General features: G+C 65.5%; 23 protein-coding genes and 2 riboswitches. Of the genes, 12 read left to right on the top strand and 11 right to left on the bottom strand.

Annotation, left to right across the window (positions count from 1 at the left end; genetic code table 11):
• The first annotated feature begins 68 nt into the window (after positions 1 to 68).
• Positions 69 to 590 (top strand): VOC family protein, encoded by a 522-nt coding sequence (locus BFL43_RS11570; RefSeq protein WP_084892694.1) that lies wholly within the window; start codon positions 69 to 71, stop codon positions 588 to 590.
• A gap of 95 nt (positions 591 to 685) precedes the next feature.
• Here the strand turns inward: BFL43_RS11570 and BFL43_RS11565 are convergent, their stop codons facing one another.
• Positions 686 to 1,243, bottom strand: coding sequence for a DUF6764 family protein (locus tag BFL43_RS11565; protein ID WP_346425961.1), 558 nt, complete (start codon positions 1,241 to 1,243; stop codon positions 686 to 688).
• 358 nt (positions 1,244 to 1,601) lie between these two features.
• Here BFL43_RS11565 and BFL43_RS11560 point away from each other — a divergent pair, with 358 nt between their 5' ends.
• A complete protein-coding gene (locus tag BFL43_RS11560; protein WP_084892692.1) occupies positions 1,602 to 2,039 on the top strand; it encodes an SRPBCC family protein in 438 nt (145 codons plus the stop codon).
• Between the two features lie 24 nt (positions 2,040 to 2,063).
• Here the strand turns inward: BFL43_RS11560 and BFL43_RS11555 are convergent, their stop codons facing one another.
• Both BFL43_RS11555 and BFL43_RS11550 read right to left on the bottom strand, forming a co-directional pair.
• Positions 2,064 to 2,285 (bottom strand): DUF3263 domain-containing protein, encoded by a 222-nt coding sequence (locus BFL43_RS11555; protein WP_084892691.1) that lies wholly within the window; start codon positions 2,283 to 2,285, stop codon positions 2,064 to 2,066.
• Positions 2,286 to 2,587: 302 nt separating this feature from the next.
• Positions 2,588 to 3,028: a PPOX class F420-dependent oxidoreductase gene (locus tag BFL43_RS11550; RefSeq protein ID WP_084892690.1), complete on the bottom strand. Its 441-nt coding sequence runs from the start codon at positions 3,026 to 3,028 to the stop codon at positions 2,588 to 2,590.
• 193 nt (positions 3,029 to 3,221) lie between these two features.
• Here BFL43_RS11550 and BFL43_RS11545 point away from each other — a divergent pair, with 193 nt between their 5' ends.
• Entirely contained in the window at positions 3,222 to 4,817 is a 1,596-nt protein-coding gene (locus tag BFL43_RS11545; RefSeq protein ID WP_084892743.1) for an FAD-binding protein, read from the top strand.
• Entirely contained in the window at positions 4,814 to 5,155 is a 342-nt protein-coding gene (locus BFL43_RS11540; protein ID WP_084892689.1) for a ferredoxin family protein, read from the top strand. Before BFL43_RS11545 ends, BFL43_RS11540 begins: the two co-directional genes overlap by 4 nt.
• Before the next feature lie 84 nt (positions 5,156 to 5,239).
• Here the strand turns inward: BFL43_RS11540 and BFL43_RS11535 are convergent, their stop codons facing one another.
• The 4 genes from BFL43_RS11535 to BFL43_RS28935 form a co-directional block, all read right to left on the bottom strand.
• Positions 5,240 to 6,121 carry an aldo/keto reductase gene (locus tag BFL43_RS11535; RefSeq protein ID WP_084892688.1) on the bottom strand — a complete coding sequence of 294 codons (882 nt, stop codon included), beginning with the start codon at positions 6,119 to 6,121 and terminating at the stop codon, positions 5,240 to 5,242.
• A gap of 45 nt (positions 6,122 to 6,166) precedes the next feature.
• Complete coding sequence (locus BFL43_RS11530; protein ID WP_084892687.1) at positions 6,167 to 6,454, bottom strand: WhiB family transcriptional regulator; 288 nt, start codon at positions 6,452 to 6,454, stop codon at positions 6,167 to 6,169.
• A gap of 193 nt (positions 6,455 to 6,647) precedes the next feature.
• The gene (locus tag BFL43_RS11525) at positions 6,648 to 7,151 is read right to left on the bottom strand and encodes a GNAT family N-acetyltransferase (RefSeq protein WP_084835216.1); all 504 of its coding nucleotides are present in this window, start codon (positions 7,149 to 7,151) and stop codon (positions 6,648 to 6,650) included.
• Positions 7,148 to 7,294, bottom strand: a complete 147-nt coding sequence (locus BFL43_RS28935) for a hypothetical protein (protein ID WP_168176616.1) — start codon at positions 7,292 to 7,294, stop codon at positions 7,148 to 7,150. Before BFL43_RS28935 ends, BFL43_RS11525 begins: the two co-directional genes overlap by 4 nt.
• Before the next feature lie 186 nt (positions 7,295 to 7,480).
• On the opposite strand from BFL43_RS28935, the gene BFL43_RS11520 reads away from it, so the two are divergent.
• Both BFL43_RS11520 and BFL43_RS11515 read left to right on the top strand, forming a co-directional pair.
• On the top strand, positions 7,481 to 8,701 hold the full coding sequence (locus tag BFL43_RS11520) for an LLM class flavin-dependent oxidoreductase (protein ID WP_084892742.1): 1,221 nt from the start codon (positions 7,481 to 7,483) through the stop codon (positions 8,699 to 8,701).
• A complete protein-coding gene (locus BFL43_RS11515) occupies positions 8,698 to 10,047 on the top strand; it encodes an NtaA/DmoA family FMN-dependent monooxygenase (protein ID WP_084892686.1) in 1,350 nt (449 codons plus the stop codon). The genes BFL43_RS11520 and BFL43_RS11515 overlap by 4 nt, the downstream gene beginning before the upstream one ends.
• A 28-nt stretch (positions 10,048 to 10,075) precedes the next feature.
• On the opposite strand, the gene BFL43_RS11510 is transcribed toward BFL43_RS11515, so the two are convergent.
• Positions 10,076 to 10,747, bottom strand: a complete 672-nt coding sequence (locus BFL43_RS11510) for a DUF4166 domain-containing protein (RefSeq protein ID WP_084892685.1) — start codon at positions 10,745 to 10,747, stop codon at positions 10,076 to 10,078.
• Between the two features lie 131 nt (positions 10,748 to 10,878).
• On the opposite strand from BFL43_RS11510, the gene htpG reads away from it, so the two are divergent.
• Positions 10,879 to 12,858, top strand: coding sequence for a molecular chaperone HtpG (gene htpG, locus BFL43_RS11505; protein ID WP_084892684.1), 1,980 nt, complete (start codon positions 10,879 to 10,881; stop codon positions 12,856 to 12,858).
• 158 nt (positions 12,859 to 13,016) lie between these two features.
• Here htpG and BFL43_RS11500 read toward each other — a convergent pair whose 3' ends face one another.
• On the bottom strand, positions 13,017 to 14,228 hold the full coding sequence (locus tag BFL43_RS11500; RefSeq protein ID WP_084892683.1) for an aminotransferase class V-fold PLP-dependent enzyme: 1,212 nt from the start codon (positions 14,226 to 14,228) through the stop codon (positions 13,017 to 13,019).
• 78 nt (positions 14,229 to 14,306) lie between these two features.
• Positions 14,307 to 14,420: riboswitch (SAM riboswitch) on the bottom strand.
• Positions 14,421 to 14,621: 201 nt separating this feature from the next.
• Positions 14,622 to 14,740: riboswitch (SAM riboswitch) on the top strand.
• 153 nt (positions 14,741 to 14,893) lie between these two features.
• On the opposite strand from BFL43_RS11500, the gene BFL43_RS11495 reads away from it, so the two are divergent.
• The 5 genes from BFL43_RS11495 to BFL43_RS11475 are packed head-to-tail and all read left to right on the top strand — an operon-like array spanning position 14,894 to position 20,358.
• The gene (locus BFL43_RS11495) at positions 14,894 to 16,558 is read left to right on the top strand and encodes an ABC transporter substrate-binding protein (RefSeq protein ID WP_084892682.1); all 1,665 of its coding nucleotides are present in this window, start codon (positions 14,894 to 14,896) and stop codon (positions 16,556 to 16,558) included.
• Positions 16,555 to 17,568, top strand: a complete 1,014-nt coding sequence (locus BFL43_RS11490; RefSeq protein WP_240498205.1) for an ABC transporter permease — start codon at positions 16,555 to 16,557, stop codon at positions 17,566 to 17,568. The genes BFL43_RS11495 and BFL43_RS11490 overlap by 4 nt, the downstream gene beginning before the upstream one ends.
• Entirely contained in the window at positions 17,565 to 18,449 is an 885-nt protein-coding gene (locus tag BFL43_RS11485) for an ABC transporter permease (RefSeq protein WP_084892681.1), read from the top strand. Before BFL43_RS11490 ends, BFL43_RS11485 begins: the two co-directional genes overlap by 4 nt.
• On the top strand, positions 18,449 to 20,143 hold the full coding sequence (locus BFL43_RS11480) for an ABC transporter ATP-binding protein (RefSeq protein WP_084892680.1): 1,695 nt from the start codon (positions 18,449 to 18,451) through the stop codon (positions 20,141 to 20,143). Before BFL43_RS11485 ends, BFL43_RS11480 begins: the two co-directional genes overlap by 1 nt.
• A complete protein-coding gene (locus BFL43_RS11475) occupies positions 20,140 to 20,358 on the top strand; it encodes an FAD-dependent oxidoreductase (protein WP_276206106.1) in 219 nt (72 codons plus the stop codon). Before BFL43_RS11480 ends, BFL43_RS11475 begins: the two co-directional genes overlap by 4 nt.
• On the opposite strand, the gene BFL43_RS11470 is transcribed toward BFL43_RS11475, so the two are convergent.
• Positions 20,319 to 21,257, bottom strand: a complete 939-nt coding sequence (locus BFL43_RS11470) for an IS3 family transposase (RefSeq protein ID WP_084889697.1) — start codon at positions 21,255 to 21,257, stop codon at positions 20,319 to 20,321. The two genes, BFL43_RS11475 and BFL43_RS11470, sit on opposite strands and share 40 nt — an antisense overlap.
• Positions 21,254 to 21,509: transposase (locus BFL43_RS11465; RefSeq protein WP_084889703.1), on the bottom strand; the 256-nt coding region annotated here is incomplete at its 5' end. The genes BFL43_RS11470 and BFL43_RS11465, both read right to left, overlap by 4 nt.

Here is a 21,509-nt window from a genome sequence, read left to right as displayed (position 1 = left end):
CCGTCCACCCAGCAACACATCCGCTACGCAGACACCGGACGGATCGACAGCGCAAAGGGGCCCACCAGATGAATTGTTCAGTTCCCGCCGGCTACACCTCGGTTGCACCATGGATGGTCACAGACGACACAGGCGCCCTACTAGATTTCGTCACCACCGCGTTCGGCGGCGTCGAACTCGCGCGCGTGGCCACAGCGGACGGCACCATCGGCCACGCTGAGATCCGCGTAGGCGACACCGTACTGCTCGCATTCGACCGTCGGCCTGACTGGCCGACGATGCCGTCCCTGCTCCGGGTGTTCGTACCCGACGCCGAGGTCGCTGTCGCCAATGCAGTCGCTGGAGGAGCCACAGTGATCACCCCGTTGTCGGACAGCGCGTGGGGCGACCGCGGAGGCCGGGTCCGCAACCCGTTCGGCAACATCTGGTGGGTGGTGTCGAGGGTCGAGGATGTCCCCGACGATGAGATCTGGCGCCGGCTCGCACTCCCCGCCTATGCCGAGTCGATGCAGGTGGCCCAGCGGACGTTCGACAGGGAGATGACCGGGCGGTCGGCCGGTTTCTCCAGCCCGCCGATCGCTCCTGCCTGAGACCGGCATCAATCCAGCACGAAGGGCGACACCGTCAGCGGCGCCGCCCTTCGTTGGAAGTGCGGGGGTTTTTCGTGTGCGCCCCCGCCCTGGGTCTATTGAGGTCTCGGTGTCGAGAGCCAGATGCCACCCGAGCCGATGCAGGCCTGGCCGGTGTTGGTATCGATCGCAGCGGCGAAGCTGCCGGTGCATTGGGCTCCGTATTCGCCGGAGTAGGCCGTGCCACCCCAACCGGCAACTGCGAGCGAGGTGCCGCCCTGCCGGGCCTGCGTGATGGCGAGGCCGCCGGGGCCTGTGGTCACCGAGTATCCCGTGCCGCCGGACACCGCCCCCGACAAAGCCGCCGTACCCGGTTGCAGATTGATGGCCGTGGCGTTGCCGCCGGTGTTCGACGACGCGACCGCGGTGCCCTTGCGACTGTGGTCTTCGGCGTGCGCGGTACTTCCCGGGCCGGCCTTGGCGCCGCAACCGCCTTGGCCATCTGTCCGGATTACGTTGTGCCCGTTGGCTGCTGTGCAGGTCAGCGGATCTGCCGATGCCGCGCCACCACCGGCGAGACCGGCCAGCGCGAGCGCTCCCGTTCCGACGAGACCCACCACCGCGACCCGGACCGCGGTCCGCTGACGCCTGCGAAACACCTTGCGAATGAACAACCTTGGTCCCATCGAGATAGAAATGTGCAATGTCCCCCGCGCTCGGCGAAACGGACCGAATCCGGCCGCGACTTCCTCAAGCACCCGCGCCACCCGGGTTGGCCCCCGGGCGCCGCTCAGGGCTGAGCGTACTCCCGCCCATGGCCTTCGTGCCGCCGTTCGATTGCATCGGTCCGGTCACGAAATAGAACCCGACCGAGCGCTCCGTCCTCACCGGTCAATGTTGTTGTCACGAGGCTCAATTGCGATGCCGCCACCCTCTGACGGCGGCGTCCGATTCTCTGCCGTCTACGACACCGGTGTCCACCTCTTCGGAACCCGTCTCAGGATCGGCCCTCCTCGGTGTACTTTTTGTTCCATGCCTGTCAACGCAAAGACCGAATTCGATATCGATGCACCCCCTGCGGTCATCATGGAAATCCTCATGGATGTCGAAGCACTCCCCGACTGGTCCGGACCCCACAAAAAGGCCGAGATCGTCGACGAACACGAAGATGGTTCGCCCAAGACCGTGAAGCTCGAACTCCAGGCGGTCGGCATGACCGACCACCAGCTGCTCAACTACACCTGGACCGAGAACACCTGCACCTGGGACCTGATCGAGGCAGATCAGCTCTCGCACCAGCACGGCCAGTACACCGTGACCGCAAAGGGCGAGGGATCGCACATTGCCTTCGAGCTCGAGGTGGACCTGAAGATCAAGCTCCCGGGCCTCATCGTCAAGCAGGCTCAGAAGACGGCGCTCAACACCGCGCAGAAGGGCCTGAAGGAAGAAGCCAAACGCCGGCTCTCATGAGCCTGCTCCGAACTCGCCCCGCGACTACTTCGCCAGCCAGAGCCGCCGCCGGACGACGCTGCGCATCTTGTCGACCGCGACAGGTGACAGCGTCTCAGGCGGCTCGGTGTCGAGGAGGTCGTTGATCTTGACGAAGTAGTCGCGATCGGACATGCCGAACTGCTCGTGGATCTGCTGCGACGGTCCACCACCCAGCGGGTACCAGCGGACCTCGAAATCCAGTAGTTCTTGTGCTTCCGGTGACACGGCAACCCCCTTCGGGCAAGTGACTGATGTCACCCAGGGTAGCGCGCCGGAGCATCGTTACCGCCACTAGAAATCAGGGCAATTCTAGAGCGGAACCAGATAGCAGAATTTGGACGCCTGTCACGAGTGTCGTTCCGCCAGTTGGGCGACCCGATTGTCCCGATCAGCAGCGTGATGGGACAGCATCGCCAGGCGCGCAGCCTCCCCGTCCCTGTTGCGTAGTCCACAGATGCACACGTTCCGGCCATTTGCACACGTTGCGAAGTGTGCAAATTACTGAAGCGTGTGTTTCTGTGCCGCGATCAGATCGGGTCCGACACCTGCCCGTAGACGTGGTCTGCGTGGAGCCGGATCACGAGGCGCTGGTCGGACACCAGGGCACGGGCGTATTCGTCCCAATCAGGGTGCTCGCCGAGGATGTCCCGATAAACGTCGATGAGCTCCGACACCGTGTCGTCGTCCTGCGTCTGCACAGCGACCGGACTGAGCTCCACTCGTCCCTCGGCGACCACGTACGACCAACCGTCGGCACTACTGACGTGGATGCTGGCCCGGGGGTCGCGACGGAGGTTCGCCACCTTCGCACGGCTTGCGGTGACCGAGATCCGGAACAACCGCGCCCGTGGGTCGAAGGCATAACTGATCGTCGACAGCTGCGGTACCCCGCTGCGCCGGATGGTGGCCAGGGTGCCGCGGGTGTGTTCGGTGACGAACTCGATGAGAGCAGCATCTTCGGAGGACATGATCCGACTATTGCGGTGCGGGCACATCCTGGCAAGTCAGGAACGACCCCGGGGCCAGAATCAACCTGACCGCAACCATTCTCGGACCCGGTACGCCCGTCCTACTCTGACCGGCAGATGTCCCACCGGACTGGTCGAGCTCCGCCGCGTCTCGGCCGCCGAACGGTGGACCGCCACCTCGTCAGGAGTTCACGTGTCCGCACCTCTGGAGTTGTCCACCGATGTACTCGTGATCGGCGGTGGACCGGCCGCCACGTGGGCGGCCCTGCATGCCCGCGAGAGTGGCGCGGACGTGGTCCTGGTCGACAAAGGCTACTGCGGGACCAGCGGCGCAACCGCGCCATCGGGCACCGGGGTCTGGTACGTCGCGCCCGATCCCGAGAAGCGCAGCGCCGCCAAGGCGAGCAGGGAAACACTCGGTGGCCATCTCGCCGACCACCATTGGATGGATCGGGTTCTCCCGCAGACGTTCACGAACATGGAACGCCTCGGTACCGAAGGCCGGTACCCGTTCCCGGTCGACCCGACCACCGGCGCGCAGGACCGTACGGGCGTGCAGGGCCCCGAATACATGCGCCGGATGCGCGCGTGGATCCAGCGGGTCGGCGTGCGAATCCTTGATCATTCACCCGCTCTCGAACTGCTCGTCGAAACCGATGGATCGGTCCGCGGTGCGGCCGGATACCAGCGACACGAGAATCGCGACTACACGATTCTTGCCGGCGCGGTGGTGCTCGCCAGTGGCGGATGCGCATTCCTGTCCCGGGCGCTCGGCACCAACGTGAACACCGGTGACGGTGCATTGATGGCAGCCGAGGTCGGTGCGGAATTCTCCGGGATGGAGTTCTCCAACGCCTACGGCATCGTTCCGGCCGGATCCACCGTGACCAAGACCGCCTACTACGGCTACGCCACATTCTTTCACGGCGACGGCCGGGTCGTCGAAGGCGCCGGTTCCACCAAGGGCCGCTCGGTGATCGCCCGGACCCTGTTGCAGGAGAGGGTCTTTGCCCAGCTGGACCGGGCGACCCCGGACGTCCAGCGGCAGATGCGGATGGGACAGCCCAACTTCTTCCTGCAGTTCGACCGCCGTGGAATCAATCCGTTCACCGACAGGTTCGAGGTCGACCTGCTGGCCGAGGGCACCGTCCGCGGGACCGGCGGCATCAACATCGTCGACGACAGCTGCCGGACGACGGTGCCCGGCCTGTTCGCGGCGGGCGACGCCGCCACCAGGGAGCGCATCTGCGGCGGATTCACCGGTGGGGGCAGCCACAATTCGGCATGGGCGATGTCGTCGGGCACCTGGGCCGGTGCCGGTGCGGCCCGTCATGCCCGGCAGGTGAGAAAAGTGACGGCGATCGATGTCATCGGAGCCGGCCGCGCCGGTCTGCGACCCGAGGGCAGGCAGGCCGTGTCTGCCCAGGACGTGGTCGCCGCCGCCCAGGCCCAACTGCTCCCCTTCGAGAAGAACTACCTCCGCAGCGGAGACCGGTTGACCGCGGCGGCCGACGAACTCGACCACCTGTGGATCGACCTGTCCGCCGGGCTGGCTCCCACCGGCGGTATCGATCGGATCCGTTCCCGGCAGGCCGCCGCCATGACCGCAGTCGGTCGCTGGATGTACCGATCGGCATTGTTGCGCACCGAATCTCGTGGCATGAGCAAGCGCGACGATCATCCCGACCTGGATCCGCGCCAGCATCATCACATCCTCACCGGCGGCCTCGACCACGTCTGGACCGCGACCAGCCCCGCCGAGACAGTCCTGCTGGCACACGCCTCATGATCGAACTGGTCTTGGCGCAGGCCTGCATCGGATGCGACAAATGCATCGAGGCCTGCCCCACGGATGTCTTCGACCGCGGGCCGGACGGCGTTCCGGAGATCGCCCGGCAGAGCGACTGCCAGACGTGCTTCATGTGCGAGGCCTACTGCCCCACCGATGCGCTCTACGTGTCACCGGAATCCGCGCCGCTGCGTGATCGATCGGTGCTCGCCGATGCCGCCGTGGGGTCCTACCGGGAAAAGCTCGGCTGGGGCAAGGGCCGCACCGTGGGCAGCCTTCTCGCGGTGGGACCTCCGATCCCGCACGGCGACCAGCCCCCACGACTCCCACCCACCTGAATTCGCGCCGCCCACCCGGAATTTCGGGTGGGCGGCGCGCAAACGGGTGGGCGAGCGAGCTGTCAACGGCGCATGAACCGGGGATTACTCGGGTGCGCCGAGGTTCATCTCGTCGGGATGGATGCCGACGCGGACCCCGTCGTCGAGGGTGGCGATCTCCTGCAGGTCGGCGTCGGTCAGGTCGAATCCGAAGACGTCGATGTTCTGAGCGATCCGCTCCGGGTTCACCGACTTCGGGATGACGATCAGACCGTTCGAGAGGTGCCAGCGGATGAGCACCTGGGCGGGTGACTTGCCATGGCGCTCTGCGATACCGGCAATCACCGGATCGGACAACAGGGTGTTCGGCTTGGACGCCTTGCCCCATCCCGAGTTGCTGGTGCCGCCCAGTGGACTCCATGATTCCACCGCGATGCCGTGCTCTCCTGCGACTTCCCGAATCGCGTGCTGGGTCAGGTGCGGATGCAGCTCGACCTGGTCGACGGCGGGCAGTGTGCCACCGCGGTCGACCAGAAGCTGCAGGTGATGGGGCTCGAAATTGCAGACACCGATGGCCTTGGCCCGGCCCGACTCGGCGATCGCCTCCAGGGCGTCCCACGTCCGGAGCAATCGTTCGTCGTTCTGTAGCGGCCAATGGATCAGATACAGGTCGACATAGTCGAGGCCGAGGAGCGACAGGCTCTTGTCGAACGCCGCCTGGGCGGGCTCGAAGCCCTGGTCGGCGTTCCAGAGCTTGGTGGTGACGTAGAGGTCTTCCCTGGCGACCGAGGTGGCTGCCAGAGCTCGGCCGACCCCCTCCTCGTTGCCGTACGCTGCCGCGGTATCGATGTGCCGGTAGCCCGCGTCGTCGATCGCCGAGAGCACCGCACGCTCGGTCTCGTCGTTGGTGGCTTGCCAAACCCCGAGTCCCAGTTGCGGAATGGAGGTGCCGGAGTTCAGTTCGACTGCAGGTACGTCTGTGGTCATGACTTCAGCGTACGGGCCGCGATGTCGGCGGGTTGCCGGAACAGCTCAGGCGGAGCGGATCCGCGAGCTCGGATCGGCGAGTTCGTCGACCGTCAAACCTCCCCAGATCCCGTGTTTCTCGCCGAAGGTCTCCGCGTGTTCTCGGCATTGCCTGACGACAGGGCACGTCGCGCACAGCGATTTCGCCTCCGCTTCACGACGTCGACGCGCGGTTGCGGACTCACGTCCGGACGGGGTGAAGAACACATCCCAATCGATGCCGGCGTCGCGACAGGTTCCGTGCACTCGCCAATCCCATCCCACCGCACCGGTTTCCGGACCGAAGGCCGCCATCGCGATCACCCACTCCTGTATTCTACCATGCCTGCCATCAGAGCTTCTCTCATCGCAGCATCCGGGCGTAGCTTTGGTGTCGGACAGAATCGAATGCTTGACAAACACGAACCGTCAATCCCGGACACCCGACCTGGACACTTCTCAACAACTGTGCGTTACAGAGGGTTTCACTCCGAGCGCACGAGCCACTTCAGGCGGAGGCCGCCAGCGAGCATCCGGCGGCGATGTCCTTTTCGAAACGGTGGAGGCCGATCTCGTCGGCATCGCGGCCCGTGTCGTACAACGGTCGGTAGCCCGCGGCGCGATAGAGGCTGTGCGCCTCGGGTTGCCGCGGACCGGTCGTCAGCACGACCCGCCGGTAACCGTGGCCCGCGATGTCGGCTTCGAGATCGGCGAGCACCCGCCGCGCGAGTCCTTGGCGACGGAACTTCGACGCGGTCCAGATCCGCTTCAGTTCGACGGTCTGTTCATCGACGGGGCGGTAGGTGCCTCCGGCGACCGCGACACCTTCTGCCACCACCACCAGAAAGGACCCGTCTCGGTCGACGGACTGCTTGGTCAGCTTCGAGAACCAGTTGCACGACGTGCCGCCGTAGCGGTGGCTGTATTCGATGGCGAGCTCGGAGAGCACTGTCCTGGCCAGGGCATCATTCGGACGCACCCGCACCAGCACGAGAGAGTCGGCGCGTGTCATCGCACACCGTCGTTGTCCTGAGTGGCTACCGCGGCGTGCCCGCACCGCTCGATCATCGGTAGGGGAGGCGGGGCCTCGGGGTGCACGGCGGCGGCGGCCATCAGCAGATGGTCGACCGACATCAGCGTGGTGAACAGTGACATGCGGCAGCTCCCGGTTGAGTGTTCTCTCCATTGAGCACCCGAACTGCCGCCCCGGCGAGGGTTAGATTCACGCTGATCCGAGCCCGGCCGCTGCGGAATCTCCACCCGCGCACGGGGCGTTGTCAGCCTGAGGTGGGAGTTCGAATTCTCGCCGGCCCCGCCGAACCACACCACAGGAGATGAATGATGCCGACATCTGACCAGGTCCATCTGGCAATCGCGCTGGACGGCGCGGGGTGGCATCCCGCCGCGTGGCGCGAGCAGTACGCCGAACCGGACCGCTTGCTCTCGCCGCGCTACTGGGGCGAACTCGTGGCGGAGGCCGAACGCGGTCTCGCCGACTTCGTGACGATCGAGGATTCCTTCGGGCTGCGGTCTGCCACGCTGGAGGGTCTGCAACCGCGCACCGACCTCGTCAGTGGGCGTCTCGATTCCGTTCTCATCGCGGCCAGAGTCGCGCCGGCGAGCACACACATCGGGATCATCCCGACAGCCGTGGTGACGCACACCGAACCGTTCCACCTGTCGAAGGCGATCGCGACGCTCGATTACGTCAGCAAAGGCCGGGGCGGGGTCAGGCTCCAGGTCTCGGCACAGCCGCATGAGGCGGCTCTTCTCGGACGCCGAGAGTTCCCTCGGCTCGACAGAGCCGACCTCGCGGGCCCGACCGCGCAGGCGCTCATCGCCGACCTCTTCGAGGAAGCCGGCGACTACGCCGAGGTGCTACGGCGCCTCTGGGACAGTTGGGAAGACGACGCCGAGATTCGCGACAAGGCCACCGGGCGATTCGTCGACCGCGACAAGCTGCACTACATCGGTTTCGAGGGCCGCTTCTTCAGCGTGCGCGGGCCATCGATCACCCCGCGCCCACCCCAGGGCCAGCCGATCATCGCCGCGCTGGGCCATCAGCAGATCCCGTTCGAACTGATCGCCGCGTCCACCGACCTCGGATTCATCACCCCCACCGACCCGGCCGACGCGACATCCATCGTCGGCAAGATCCGCGATGCTCAGCTAGGGGCGGGCCGCGGCGACGACACCGTCCACGTCTTCGCCGATCTCGTCGTTTTCCTCGCCGAGTCCGGTTCCGAGGCAGCGAGTCGCAAGTCGCGGCTCGACGAGCGCGCGGGCGCCGAGTACACCAGTGACGCCCAGATCTTCGTCGGCACCGCAGCCGGTCTGGCCGACCGGATCGAAGAACTCAAGGCCGCAGGTGTCACCGGCATCCGACTGCGACCCGGAGCGATTCCGGACGACCTTCGAGCCATCACGTCGGCACTCGTCCCGGAGCTGCAGCGCCGCGGCATCTTCCGTACCGGCTACGCCGGTACGACGTTGCGCGAGAACCTCGGCCTCACCCGGCCCGCCAACCGTTACGCAGGAGCACAGGAGCTGATCAACCGATGACCAAGCAAGTTCACCTGGCGGCACATTTCCCCGGGGTCAACAACACCACGGTCTGGAGCGATCCGGCCGCGGGCAGCCACATCGAGTTCGACTCGTTCACCCATTTCGCCAGGACCGCGGAACGCGCCAGGTTCGACTTCCTGTTCCTGGCGGAGGGCCTGCGTCTGCGGGAGCAGAACGGCGTCATCTATGACCTCGACGTGGTCGGGCGCCCGGACACGTTCACCATCCTCGCCGCCTTGGCGGCCGTCACGGACAAGCTGGGCCTGACGGGCACCATCAACTCCACCTTCAACGAGCCGTACGAGGTGGCCCGCCAGTTCGCCAGCCTCGACCACCTCACAGACGGCCGGGCGGCGTGGAATGTGGTCACCTCGTGGGACGAGTTCACCGGCGAGAACTTCCGCCGCGGCGGCTACCTCCCGAAGGACGAGCGCTACGGCCGGGCGAGGAAGTTCCTCGAGGTCGCAACCGAACTCTGGGACTCTTGGAAGGCCGACGACATCGTCGCCGACAAGGAATCAGGAATCTTTCTGAGCCGGCCCGACGTGGGATCGTTCAGGCACACCGACGATCAATTCGACATCTCCGGTCAGTTCAACGTCCCGCGCAGTCCTCAAGGGCGCCCGGTCATCTTCCAGGCAGGCGATTCAGAGGACGGCCGGGAGTTCGCGGCAGCGCGCGCCGACGCCATCTTCTCGCGGCACTCGACCCTCGACGACGGTCAGGCGTTCTACAAGGACGTCAAGGGCAGACTCGCGACCTACGGTCGCGGCCACGACGAGCTCCTCATCCTGCCCGCCGCGACGTTCGTCCTCGGCGACACCGATGCCGACGCGGCCGAGCGCGCGCACGAGATCCGGCTTCAGCAGGTCAGCGGGCAGACTGCGATCAAGTTCCTCGAGCAGTTGTGGAACCGGGATCTCTCCGACCACGACCCTGACGGTCCGCTACCGACCATCGATCCGCTGCCCGGTGAGAACACCGTCGCCAAGGGCCGGGCCAGCGTCCGGATCCATCGCGATCCGCGCGATGTCGCGGCCGAGTGGCGGGCGCGGGCCGAAGCCGAGAACCTGACGACCAGGGAACTGATCATCGAGGTGACCGGTCGGCAGGCGTTCATCGGTTCGCCGCAGACCGTGGCCGATACGATCAACGAATTCGTCCAGGCCGACGCCAGCGACGGATTCATCCTCGTCCCGCACATCACCCCGGGTGGGCTCGACGAGTTCGCGGACACGGTCGTCCCCCTCCTGCAGGAGAAGGGCGTCTACCGCACCGAGTACGAGGGCGAGACCTTGCGCGATCACCTCGGGCTGACCCAATCCGCGGTCGCAGGAGTCTGACGCGCCGACCGAGGCGCGCGACGCGAGCTCAACGCTCGCGCGCCTCCAGGCGGACCGGCCAGGCCTCGTCGGGGATCTCCCGCAAGGAGCACGGCTCGTCGTGGGTCGTGAACCAGCCCCGGTAGTGGATGAGCTCCCCGAGAACCGGGTTGCGGACGGTCGCATCGACGCGGAAGCGATTGTGCGCATCGTCCCAGCCCTCGATGTACTGCATGCGGGCGGCCATGAAACCGCGCATCCCGATCTTCGGGCCCGCCAGCAGGCGCATCGGTCCGCTCTCGAACACCAGCGAGCCGTGCCGGTCCACCGATGCCTCGATGGGCCACAGCAATTCCGGCCCGTCGCCGAAGTAGTCGACCAGGCCTTCCTTGCCGTCCACGAGCAGCGAATTGAGTCCATGCGCGCCGCTGGTGTAGTTCAGCGACCGCATCACCGCCAGCGATTCGCGACCGAGTTCGTCCCGATAGCAGTAGTTGTGCATCGTGAAAGGAACCAGTCGGCTCGTCCTGATCGGCATCGCGTTGCGCTTCCCGAAATGACGCAGACCGGTGGCTACGACGGGCGAGCTGTATACCGACTCCATGATCCCGTGCGAGGCCTGGGAGAGTTGAGAGGTGGAATCGATCCCATATCGCCATTGCAAATTGGGATGCAGGTTCTCGAATTCCCGACCGAGCACGTTCTGGATGACCGGGCTCACGGCTGCCGCCGGATGGGGGTACCAGACATGAGGTCTGAATGTACTACGAGCCGCCTGCATAAAATGATCGGTCGGAGCACGCAACAACTCCACGCACCAACTACAAGCACAACACCCCAAGGAGCTTCAACGTGAGCGCTCAGGTCGAAGAGATGGAGTTTGCCGCGGAGACGCGGCAATTGCTCGACCTCATGATCCATTCGGTTTACTCGAACAAGGATTCTTTCCTGCGTGAGCTGGTGTCCAACTCTTCGGACGCCCTCGACAAGCTGCGCATGGAGACCTACCGCAACAAGGACCTCGCGGCGGATACCTCCGATCTGCACATCCAGATATCCCTGGACCCTGAGGCCCGGACCTTCACCCTCTCCGACAACGGCATCGGCATGTCTCGCGCCGAGGTCGTCGATCTCATCGGCACGCTCGCGAAGTCGGGCACCGCGGAGGTCCGAAAGAAACTGAAGGAGGCCAAGGACTCGGCGGCGTCCGAGGAGCTGATCGGCCAGTTCGGCATCGGCTTCTACTCGACGTTCATGGTCGCCGACAAGGTCACCCTGCTGACCCGCAAGGCCGGCGAGGAGCAGGCCACGCGCTGGGAGTCAGCGGGCGAGGGCACGTACACGATCGAAGACGTCGCGGATGCGCCGCAGGGCACCACGGTCACGTTGCACCTCAAGCCCGAGGATGCCGAAGACGACCTGCACGACTACGCGTCGGTGTCGCAGATCCGCCAGTTGGTGAAGAAGTACTCCGACTTCATCTCGTGGCCGATCCGCATGGACGTGCCCGCCCCGCCCGCTCCCCCGGCACCGGAGACCGACGAGGACGCTGATGCCGAGACTGATGCTGAGGCTGCTGAAGAAACCGAGCCGGCACCCACTCACGTCACCGAGACACTGAACTCGCAGAAGGCCCTGTGGACCCGGCCTCGGTCCGAGGTCACCGACGAGGAGTACGCAGAGTTCTACCGCCACGTCAGCCATGCGTGGGATGACCCGCTCGAGATCATCCCGATGAAAGCCGAGGGTACGTTCGAGTACCAGGCCCTGCTGTTCATCCCGTCGACCGCACCGTTCGACCTCTTCATGCGCGAGCACAAGGCAGGCGTGCAGCTGTACGTCAAGCGGGTGTTCATCATGGACGACTGCGAAGAGCTGATGCCCGAGTACCTGCGGTTCATCAAGGGTCTGGTCGACGCGCAGGATCTGTCGCTCAACGTCTCCCGCGAGATCCTGCAGCAGGACCGCCAGATCAAGGCGATCAGGCGGCGGCTCACCAAGAAGGTGCTGTCGGTCATCAAGGATCTCCGGGCGAACGACCGCGAGAAGTACGACACCCTGTGGTCGCAGTACGGACGCGTCCTCAAGGAAGGTCTGTTGCAGGACGTCGACAACCGCGATGCCCTGCTGGCCATCACCTCGCTGAGCTCCACCCACTCGGTCGACACAGCGACATCGCTGGCCGAGTACGTCGAGCGGATGAAGGACACGCAGAGCCAGATCTTCTACGCCACCGGCGAATCGCGGGAGCAGATCGAGCGCTCCCCACATCTGGAGGCGTTCAAGGCCAAGGGCCTCGAGGTGCTGCTGCTGACCGACCCCATCGACGAGATGTGGATCCAGTCGATTCCCGACTTCGAAGGCAAGCCCCTGCAGTCGGTCGCCAAGGGCGAGGTCGACCTGAGTGACGAGACCGACAAGGACGACGACGACAAGAAGGACAACGAGCAGTTCGCCGAACTGCTGACGTGGTTGACCGGCGTGCTCGTCGACGATGTCAGCCAGGTGCGCCTGTCGTCGCGGCTGACCGACTCGGCGGCGTGCATCGTGGGCGAGGCACAGAGCCTGTCCCCGGCACTCGAGAAGATGTATCGCGACTCCGGGATCCCCATGCCGGAGAGCAAGCGCATCCTCGAACTGAACCCGGACCACGCCCTGACGTCGGGATTGCAGAAGGCGTTCGCCGACCGCGGCGACGATGCTGCGCTCCGGGAGACGGCAGAGTTGCTCTACGGTGCGGCCCTGCTGGCCGAAGGCGGTAGCCCGACACAGCCTGCGGCGTTCAGCAAGACCCTGGCAAACCTGCTGACCCGCACTGTGTCCGCAGGCTGATCACACCCCGGCCCTTCCGCCGAGCGTGCCGATAACACCGTCGAGCGTGCCGAAACTGCCGTTGACCGTGCCGAAAGGTACCGTCCGACCGCAGTTTTGGCACGCTCGCGTGTCGGTTCGGCACGGTCGGCGGTTGCTTTGGCACCGTCGGCGGTTGGTCAGCGGGTGACGTACTGCGCGAGCGCAGACAGCAACGCGTCGACATCGGCAGAACTCGAGCCCAGGCCAAGACTGGCCCGAACTGCTCCGCCGTCGTGGCCGAGTCGGCCCAGCAGCGGATGCGCGCAGAACCGGCCGTCCCGCACGCCGATGCCGTGTTCGGTGGACAGATACCGCGCCACATCCACCGCCCGATGGCCTTCGACGACGAAGCTGACGACACCGACGGCGTCTGAGATGTCGTGGAAGATCTTCAGCACCTCGACACCGTCGACGGCGGCAAGACCCCACCGCAGTTGCTCGGTGAGTGCCGTTTCATGGAGCGCTGCAGCGTCTCCCAACGACGCGATCTCCTCGCAGGCGGCCGCCAGCGCTGCTGCGCCGAGCACGTTGGGCGATCCGCCTTCGTGCCGAGCAGGCGACGGTGCCCACTCGACGTCGTCGCGTGTCACGTTGCGCACCGCTCCACCGCCGGCGAGATACGCCGGGGCCGCGTCCAGCCAATCCCGTCGTCCGACAAGGACTCCGGCACCGAATGGGGCGTAGACCTTGTGGCCGGAGAAGGCCAGGTAGTCGATGCCGTCCGCGACCAGGGACACCCGACGATGCGGGACCAGTTGAGCACCGTCGACGACGATCCGCGCTCCCCGTGAATGGGCCAGATCGGCGAGTACTCGGATCGGCAGAATCTCGCCGGTGACGTTGGACGCGCCTGTCACGGCCAACAACGCGGCCCCGGTGCGCTGCAGTTCTGTGTCCACCCGTCCGACGGTCTCCTCGACACTGTTCGCAGCCTGGACGACGTGACAATCTGTCCACGGCAACAGATTCGAGTGGTGTTCGATGTCGAGTACCACCACCGGACCCGGTACGCAGCCGGCCAACAGGTTCAGCGAATCCGTGGTGTTCCTGGTGAAGACCAGGCACTGGTCATCAGCGGCGCCGACGAACTCGGTCACCACCGCCCGGGCGTCTTCGTATGCCTGTGTGGTGACCTGAGATGCGTATCCGGCGCCCCGGTGCACGCTCGAATAGGTGGGCAACAACTCGCCGATCCGACTCACCGCGCTCCGGAGCGCAGGCGAACTGGCCGCGTAGTCGAAGTTGATGTAGCGGGTGGTCGAACCATCTGCCAGCGGTGCTCGCAGGTCCGAACCTTCTACTTCGGCAACGGCTTTCAGCGAACATTCGAGTTCGGTGGTGGTACTCATCGTCAATCCTCCAGCGAGATAGAGGACGCCACAACGCACAGGGGTCGCAGAACTGATCTGCGACTACCGGACGTAGGGGGTCCGCGCTTGCCGACTGAGGGTTCCAGCCGGCCAGGTCATCACCCGGAGCACCCCGCCGCGGTGGAGGGTTGCCGATCAGCAAGCCGGGGCTGTGCGCTGATACTCGTGACCGAGACGAATGCTAGCAAACTGATGCACCGGCCGCCAGTGCCATCCGTCGAACGGCTCCACTAGACCCTGGTGACATCTCCGCGCCAGATTAAGTTCTTCGAGATTCGAAGTGCCTACGAACTACTGATTCTGTGGCGAGTCTGCGTACCCTTCTGTTCAGGCGGTCGACTCCAAACCCTTTGGTGGACTTCGACTGCCATGTGTCAACGAGTACCAGTGCCAAGTTCCAGCTGGCTGGTCGGCAACCCTCCACCGCGGCGGGGTGCCCTGGATAAAAGACACGGCTCCAGTCCGCAACGGGCATGGAGCAAGCGCGGGTTCACACATGCGAACCCGAAGAGATATCGGGAGTTCGATGATCAGCCGTACCCGGCCGATGAAGTCGGTTTGCCTCACCCTGTGCCGCTCACGCCTGCTTGTGAGCGGTTCCTGTAGCCCCAGCGTCAGTCACCCATCACCTCAGGAGAACACCCATGTCCCGACCACCCGGCCGCTTCAGACACCGATCGAAGGCCACCGTCCTCGCTGCCGTGTCGATCGGACTCATCGCCAGCGCCTGTAGCTCGGGAGACAGCAGCGAATCCGCCACCGCCACCGGCGATCCCGTCGACGGCGGAACACTCCGGTTCGCCAGCGCCTCGGGGCCCGGCGGTTGCATCGATCCTCATCAGAGTCCCGCCGACATCGCCGGCTTCTACACCCGGCCGATTGTGGACTCGCTCGTCGCGCTGAACGCCGACGGCACCCTGGATCCGTGGCTGGCAACTGAGTGGAATGTCTCCCCCGACCAGCTGACCTATTCGTTCACCCTGCGCGACGACGTCACCTTCTCCAACGGCGAGAAGTTCGACGGCAACGCGGTCAAGGCCAACCTCGACCACATCGTCAACCCGGCGACCAAGTCACAGCTCGCCGCCAACACCATCGCGACCTACACCGGCACCAACGTCATCGACCCGACACACGTCGAGGTCACGTTCTCCGAGCCGAACTCTGCGTTCCTGCCGTCGCTGGCCACGGCCTATCTCGGTATCGAGGCGCCCTCGACCCTGACGCAGAGCCCGGATGCACTGTGCAGCAAAATTATCGGCTCCGGACCGTTTGTCAGCGAGAATGGTTACACACCTAACAAGGGCATCGAATACACCCGGAACGACGCCTACAACTGGGGTCCGGGCAATGCCGACCACACCGGCAAGGCCCATCTGCAGGCGATCAGCATCCAGGAGATCCCCGAGGACTCCTCCCGCTACGGCGCGCTGACCAGTAACCAGGTCGACGCGATCGCCAGCGTGCCACCGGTCAACGTCTCGCAGCTGAAAGACACCCCCGGCTTCACCGTCGACACCGCCCAGGCACCCGGCGGCAACTACAACTACTACCCCAACACCGAGGCCGGCGTGTTCTCCGATGTCAAGGTCCGCGAGGCCTTCCGGGCCGGCATCGACTGGGACACCATCGTCGACAAGCTGTACTTCGGTGTCTTCCAGCCCGCGAAGAACACCCTCAGTCCTGCCACGGTCGGATACAACAAGGACAGCGAGTCGGCCTACACCTACGACGAGGACAAGGCCAACCAGCTCCTCGACGAAGCCGGCTGGACCGGACGTGACAGCGAGGGATACCGCACCAAGAACGGCAAGCGCCTGACCGTCGTGCACCCGTACCTCAAGGAGTACGCCCGCGAACAGCGCGACACCCTGCTCGAGCAGGTGCAATCGTCGGCCAAGAAGCTCGGCGCCGATTACCAGATCAAGAACATCACCGTCGATGAGTACTACACCGCGCTCTACACCAACGGATACGACGTACTCGACATCAGCTGGCAACGCGCATCACCCGATGCCCTCCGCACGCTCTCGGACTCGAGCAACATCCCGAGAGATTCTTTCGGCACAAACCTTGCGCGATACTCGAACCCGACCGTCGACGCCGATCTGAAGGCAGCACTGGCCGAGACCGACCTGGCCAAGCAGTCGGCCATCTACGGCCGCGCACAGCAGCAGATCGCCGACGACGCCGCGGTCTTCCCTGTCTACGTCTTCAACTACGCTCTGGGTCGCAACAACAACGTCCAGGGTGTGAAGTTCGAGCCACAGGCGTTCCCGACGTTCTATGACGCCTGGGTCACGCAATGACAGTCGTGATCGAAACGGTGGCTGTCCCGACCGAGATTCCGCGCACTCGGACTCTCGGTCGGGCGGTCGCCCGTCGGTTGGCCGTATCGCTGCTGGTGTTGTGGGGCGCGATCACTGCCACCTTCATCGTGATCCACTCCGGTAAGGGTTCGGCGATCAACTCAATCATCGGGACCGCCCAGGTCTCACCCGAGGTGCGGGCACAGATCATCAGCGACTACAGGCTCGACGACCCGATCCTGACCCAGTACGGAAACTATCTGTGGCGCCTGCTGCACGGCGACCTGGGCCGGTCCTACGCGCTGCGGATGCCGGTCACCGAGGCCATCGGCGGGCAGATCTGGCCGACACTGCAATTGGTGATCGTCGCCGCAATACTGTCCTTGGTGGTCGCTCTGGTGGTCGGCCTGGCCACCGCGAACCGCCCCGGGTGGATCCGCGGACCGATCACCTCCTTCGAGGTGCTGACCGTGGCCGTCCCGACCTTCTGGCTCGGGATCTTGCTGCTCACCATCTTCTCCTTCGAGCTGGGTTGGTTCCCCTCGGTCGGCTCGCAAGGTGTCTCCTCGCTGGTGCTGCCCGCCATCGCGCTGGCGGCGGCGCCGGCCGCCCTGCTCTCGCAAGTGCTGCGCCACGGCGTCGAGAAAACCCTGGACGAACCGTTCGTGGTCACCGCCCGCTCCCGCGGCGTCGGGGAGACCGCAGTATTGCTGCGCCACGTGCTCCGGCATGCAGCGATGCCGGTGATCACGTTGTGGGGCTGGATCATCGGCGCCCTGATCAGCGGCGCCGTCGTGGTCGAACAGGTCTTTTCCCGAGAAGGACTGGGCCGCTTGACCATCGCCGCGGTCACCAGCAAGGACTTGCCTCTGGTCCTCGGCGTGGTCATCATCGCCGCCACGTTCTACACCATCGTCAACACCCTGATCGACGCAGCGTACGGCTGGCTCGACCCCCGCCTACGCACCCAGAGCTCGTCCGCAACCACAGCAGAGAAGGTGACCGGATGACCACGCCCGACATCTTGCCCGACCCCGCACCGGCCGTCCGTTTCGCCGCCGGGCAGACTGTGGTGCAACGGATCCGGCGTCTGCGCATCTCGGTGATCCTCAGTGGCATCTTCATCGCCGCCATCACCCTGGCTGCACTGTTCCCGTCGCTGTTCACGGGCAAAGACCCCAACGCGGGTGAGCCACTGGACATGCTCCTGGCGCCCAGCTGGGAGCATCTGTTCGGGACCGACCAGAACGGCCGCGACATCTACGCCCGCATCATCTACGGCGCCTGGCCGTCGCTGTTGATCGGCGTCAGCGCAACGGTGTTCGCACTCCTGGCCGGCACCGCGATCGGGGTATTCGCCGCCCGCGGCGGCCGCACCGGCGACTGGGTCGTCTCCCGCCTGCTCGACGTCTTCCTGGCCATCCCCGGGCTGCTACTGGTGTTCCTGATCGTCGCCGCCCGCGGCCCCGGCACCCTCACCACCATCATCGGCGTCGCTGTCGTGACCCTGCCCAGCTACGCCCGACTCGTCCGCGGCGAAGTCATCCGCCTGCGCGGAGCCGTCTACGTCGAAGCCGCCAAAGCCCTGGGCTGGACCCAGGCCAACATCATCGGCCGCCACATCATCCCCAACGCCCTCGGACCGGTCCTGGTCCTGGCGACCATCGGGATCGGCTCGGCCATCGGAATCGGTTCCTCCCTCAGCTTTTTGGGTCTGGGACCTCAACCACCCACCGCCGAATGGGGCAGCATGCTCTCGGCCAGCCGCACCTACTTCTCCGTTGCCTGGTGGCCCGCCATCTTCCCCGGCCTCGCCATCACGCTCACCGTTCTCTCGGTCACCGTGGTCGGCCAATACCTCCAGCGACGCACCGACGGACGGACCTCGTGATGACCACCCTCACCACGCACACTCCCGCGACCGGCGATTCCGCGTCGCCACTGGTCGAGGTCGCGAACCTGCGGGTCGGCTTCCCCTCCGTCGCCCGCACCATCTCCGCCGTCGACGGCATCTCCTTCACCATCGACCGCGGACAGTCCGTCGCGATCGTCGGCGAATCAGGCTCGGGCAAAAGCGTCACCGCCCGCAGCCTCGTCGGTCTCATCGGCGGCAACGCCCAGGTCCGAGCCGACCGCCTACACGTGGGCGGATCCGACACCCGAAAATACTCCGAGCGGCGGTGGCGCGCCCTACGCGGCAAGCAGGTTGGGTTCGTCCTGCAAGACGCCCTCGTCTCCCTCGACCCACTACGGACCGTCGGCGCCGAAATCGGCGAGGTGCTCAACACTCACCGGGTTGTAGGGCGCAGCGACGTCGACGCCCGGGTCATCGAACTGCTCACCACCGTCGGCATCCCCGACCCCCAATTGCGCGCGACGCAGTATCCCCACCAGCTCTCCGGCGGCCTACGCCAACGCGCCCTCATCGCCTCCGCCATCGCCGCCGACCCCGACCTGTTGATCGCCGACGAACCCACCACCGCCCTCGACGTCACCGTCCAGGCGCAGATCCTCGAACTCCTCGAACAGCGCCGCAGTGACGGCACCGCTCTGCTGCTCATCTCCCACGACCTCGCCGTCGTCTCCCGCGTCTCGGACTACCTCTACGTCATGAAAGACGGTGTCTTCGTCGAACACGGACCCACCCGCGACGTCCTGAACAACCCCCAACACGCCTACACCCGCCAACTCCTCGACGCCATCCCCGTCGCCCACGCCCGCGGCACCCGCCTGTCCTCCACGGGCGGCGTCCAGACCCTGCAGCGCGCACCGATCTCCGAAGACGTTGTCCTGCAGGCCGACAACCTCACCAAACACTTCGCGTTGTCGGGCAATCGGCGACTGCGCGCCGTCGACAACGTCAGCCTCACCCTCCACGGAGGGGAAACCCTCGGCATCGTCGGCGAATCCGGCTCCGGCAAATCCACCGTCGCTCGCCTGCTCCTGAACCTCGACACCCCCGACGACGGCAGCGTCGGCGTCCACGGAACCGATTGGACCTCCCTGACCGGCAAGCAAGTCCGACAGACCCGCCAGAACATCCAGGTCATCTACCAAGACCCCCTCAGCTCCTTCGACCCCCGTCACACCGTCGCCCGCATCGTCGAAGAACCACTCCTGGCCACCGGCGGCATCAACCGCGCCGACCGTCGCACCCGGGTCCTCGAACAACTCGAACTCGTCGGCCTCGGAGCCGACTACCTCGGGCGCCGCCCCCGCCAACTCTCCGGCGGGCAACGCCAACGCGTCGCCATCGCCCGCGCCCTGGCCACCCGCCCCGACATCATCATCTGCGACGAACCCGTCTCCGCCCTCGATGTCTCGATCCAAGCCCAGATCCTCGATCTGCTCGCCGACCTGCAAGCAGAACTCGGCATCGCCTACGTCTTCATCTCCCACCACCTCGGCGTCATCTACCACGTCGCCGACCGCGTCCTGGTCATGAAAGACGGCCACGCCATCGAAACCGGCACCGTCGAACAAATCTTCACCAACCCCACCGACGACTACACCCGCGCCCTCCTCGCAGCCATACCAACCCTCGAACAACAACACGACAACGAGAAAGTGGGAACGGGCATATGAGCGCCACCCGCGTGGACACCATCGTCGTCGGAGGCGGCGCCATGGGTTCGGCCGCGGCCTGGCACCTCGCCCGCCGCGGCGTCGACACCGTCCTGCTCGAACGCTTCACCCCCGGCCACACCAACGGCGCCTCCCACGGCAGCTTGTGGTTCCCCCCAAATCGTGGAGGACTCCTCTATGCGGCTTCGGGCTCCGCGACTGCAGCGTTCTCGTAGTCGATGGGGCTGACCATCCCAATCGTGGAGTGCCGGCGGACGTGGTTGTAGAAGCCGTAACACCAGTCAAGCACACCGGCCTTGGCTCCGGCAAGAGTCTCGAAATCGTTGCGTGACAGTACCTCCCACTCCAGGGAAGAGAAGAACGCTTCGGCAGCGGCATTGTCGAAGCATGACCCGACGCGGCCCATCGACTGACGGAGTCCCATCCGACGGCACAGCTTGGTGAACTTGTTGGAGGTGTACGTCGACCCGCGGTCACTGTGGAAGATGACCCGTTCGGACTCCTCGTCACGCCTTATGGCCTGCTTACCGCCTCGGGTGGCCACCGCCATCTCGATTGCTGCACACGCGAGCGGTGCGTCTGGATGCACGCTGGTGGCCGCACCCAGCAATCGGCGGCTGTAGAGGTCGATCACGGTCGCCAGATACAACTTCCCGGCCGCAGTCGGGATCTCGGTGATATCGCCGACCCACTTCTCGTTCGGACGCGTCGCGGTGAAGTTCCGGCGCACCAGATCCGGGAACTTCGGTGCCGTCTTGTCCTGCCGGGTCAGCCCGTTTCGGCGACGGATCCGGCGTGCCACCAAACCCTGCCGGCGCATCGAATCCGCGACCGTCTTCTCGCTCACTGTCCACCCGTCCTCACGCAGGTCCACGTGCAGCCGCGGGGAACCATGCAAGCCCCGCAATGTCATGAACTTGACCTTGACTGCGCGGTCTACCGTGTCGCGCCGATAGTCACGCGCGGTATGCAATCCTGTTGCTGCACCCGGCTTTTGAGAACGCTTGAACCACTTGTAGAACCACGCCATACTCACGCCAAGCAGCGCGCACGTGACCGTATGTGGCACTCGATAGGTGGTCCTCTGCTCTGCGATGAAGCGGGCCAGCATCACTTCGTCGCCTCCTTCACCCACAGGACCACCGATCGTTTTAAAACATCGCGCTCCATCCGCAACTCGGCCACCTCGGCACGCAACCGCTTGAGCTCGGCAGCACTATCGCCGCTCGCCTCATCCTCGCCGCCGCGCTCGGCGCGCGCACGGTTGACCCAGTTGCCCAGGGTGCCCTCGTTGACCCCCAGATCGCGCGCGACCTGGGCGATCGGTTTACCCGTCTCCTCGACGATCCGGACCGCCCCATCACGG

The sequence above is a fragment of the Williamsia sp. 1135 genome (assembly GCF_002095395.1).
Classification (GTDB): domain Bacteria; phylum Actinomycetota; class Actinomycetes; order Mycobacteriales; family Mycobacteriaceae; genus Williamsia.
This window is presented reverse-complemented; position numbering and strand designations above follow the sequence as displayed.

Bases quoted from the DNA above. Each gene is read 5' to 3' on its own strand.
- BFL43_RS11550 (WP_084892690.1), bottom strand. From the start codon at position 3,028: ATGTCCTCCGAAGATGCTGCTCTCATCGAGTTCGTCACCGAACACACC.
- BFL43_RS11500 (WP_084892683.1), bottom strand. From the start codon at position 14,228: ATGAGTACCACCACCGAACTCGAATGTTCGCTGAAAGCCGTTGCCGAA.
- BFL43_RS11475 (WP_276206106.1), top strand. From the start codon at position 20,140: ATGAGCGCCACCCGCGTGGACACCATCGTCGTCGGAGGCGGCGCCATG.
- BFL43_RS11535 (WP_084892688.1), bottom strand. From the start codon at position 6,121: ATGACCACAGACGTACCTGCAGTCGAACTGAACTCCGGCACCTCCATT.
- BFL43_RS11520 (WP_084892742.1), top strand. From the start codon at position 7,481: ATGCCGACATCTGACCAGGTCCATCTGGCAATCGCGCTGGACGGCGCG.
- BFL43_RS11515 (WP_084892686.1), top strand. From the start codon at position 8,698: ATGACCAAGCAAGTTCACCTGGCGGCACATTTCCCCGGGGTCAACAAC.
- BFL43_RS11540 (WP_084892689.1), top strand. From the start codon at position 4,814: ATGATCGAACTGGTCTTGGCGCAGGCCTGCATCGGATGCGACAAATGC.
- BFL43_RS11530 (WP_084892687.1), bottom strand. From the start codon at position 6,454: ATGGCGGCCTTCGGTCCGGAAACCGGTGCGGTGGGATGGGATTGGCGA.
- BFL43_RS28935 (WP_168176616.1), bottom strand. From the start codon at position 7,294: ATGTCACTGTTCACCACGCTGATGTCGGTCGACCATCTGCTGATGGCC.
- BFL43_RS11560 (WP_084892692.1), top strand. From the start codon at position 1,602: ATGCCTGTCAACGCAAAGACCGAATTCGATATCGATGCACCCCCTGCG.
- BFL43_RS11570 (WP_084892694.1), top strand. From the start codon at position 69: ATGAATTGTTCAGTTCCCGCCGGCTACACCTCGGTTGCACCATGGATG.
- BFL43_RS11485 (WP_084892681.1), top strand. From the start codon at position 17,565: ATGACCACGCCCGACATCTTGCCCGACCCCGCACCGGCCGTCCGTTTC.
- BFL43_RS11490 (WP_240498205.1), top strand. From the start codon at position 16,555: ATGACAGTCGTGATCGAAACGGTGGCTGTCCCGACCGAGATTCCGCGC.
- BFL43_RS11495 (WP_084892682.1), top strand. From the start codon at position 14,894: ATGTCCCGACCACCCGGCCGCTTCAGACACCGATCGAAGGCCACCGTC.
- BFL43_RS11480 (WP_084892680.1), top strand. From the start codon at position 18,449: ATGACCACCCTCACCACGCACACTCCCGCGACCGGCGATTCCGCGTCG.
- BFL43_RS11525 (WP_084835216.1), bottom strand. From the start codon at position 7,151: ATGACACGCGCCGACTCTCTCGTGCTGGTGCGGGTGCGTCCGAATGAT.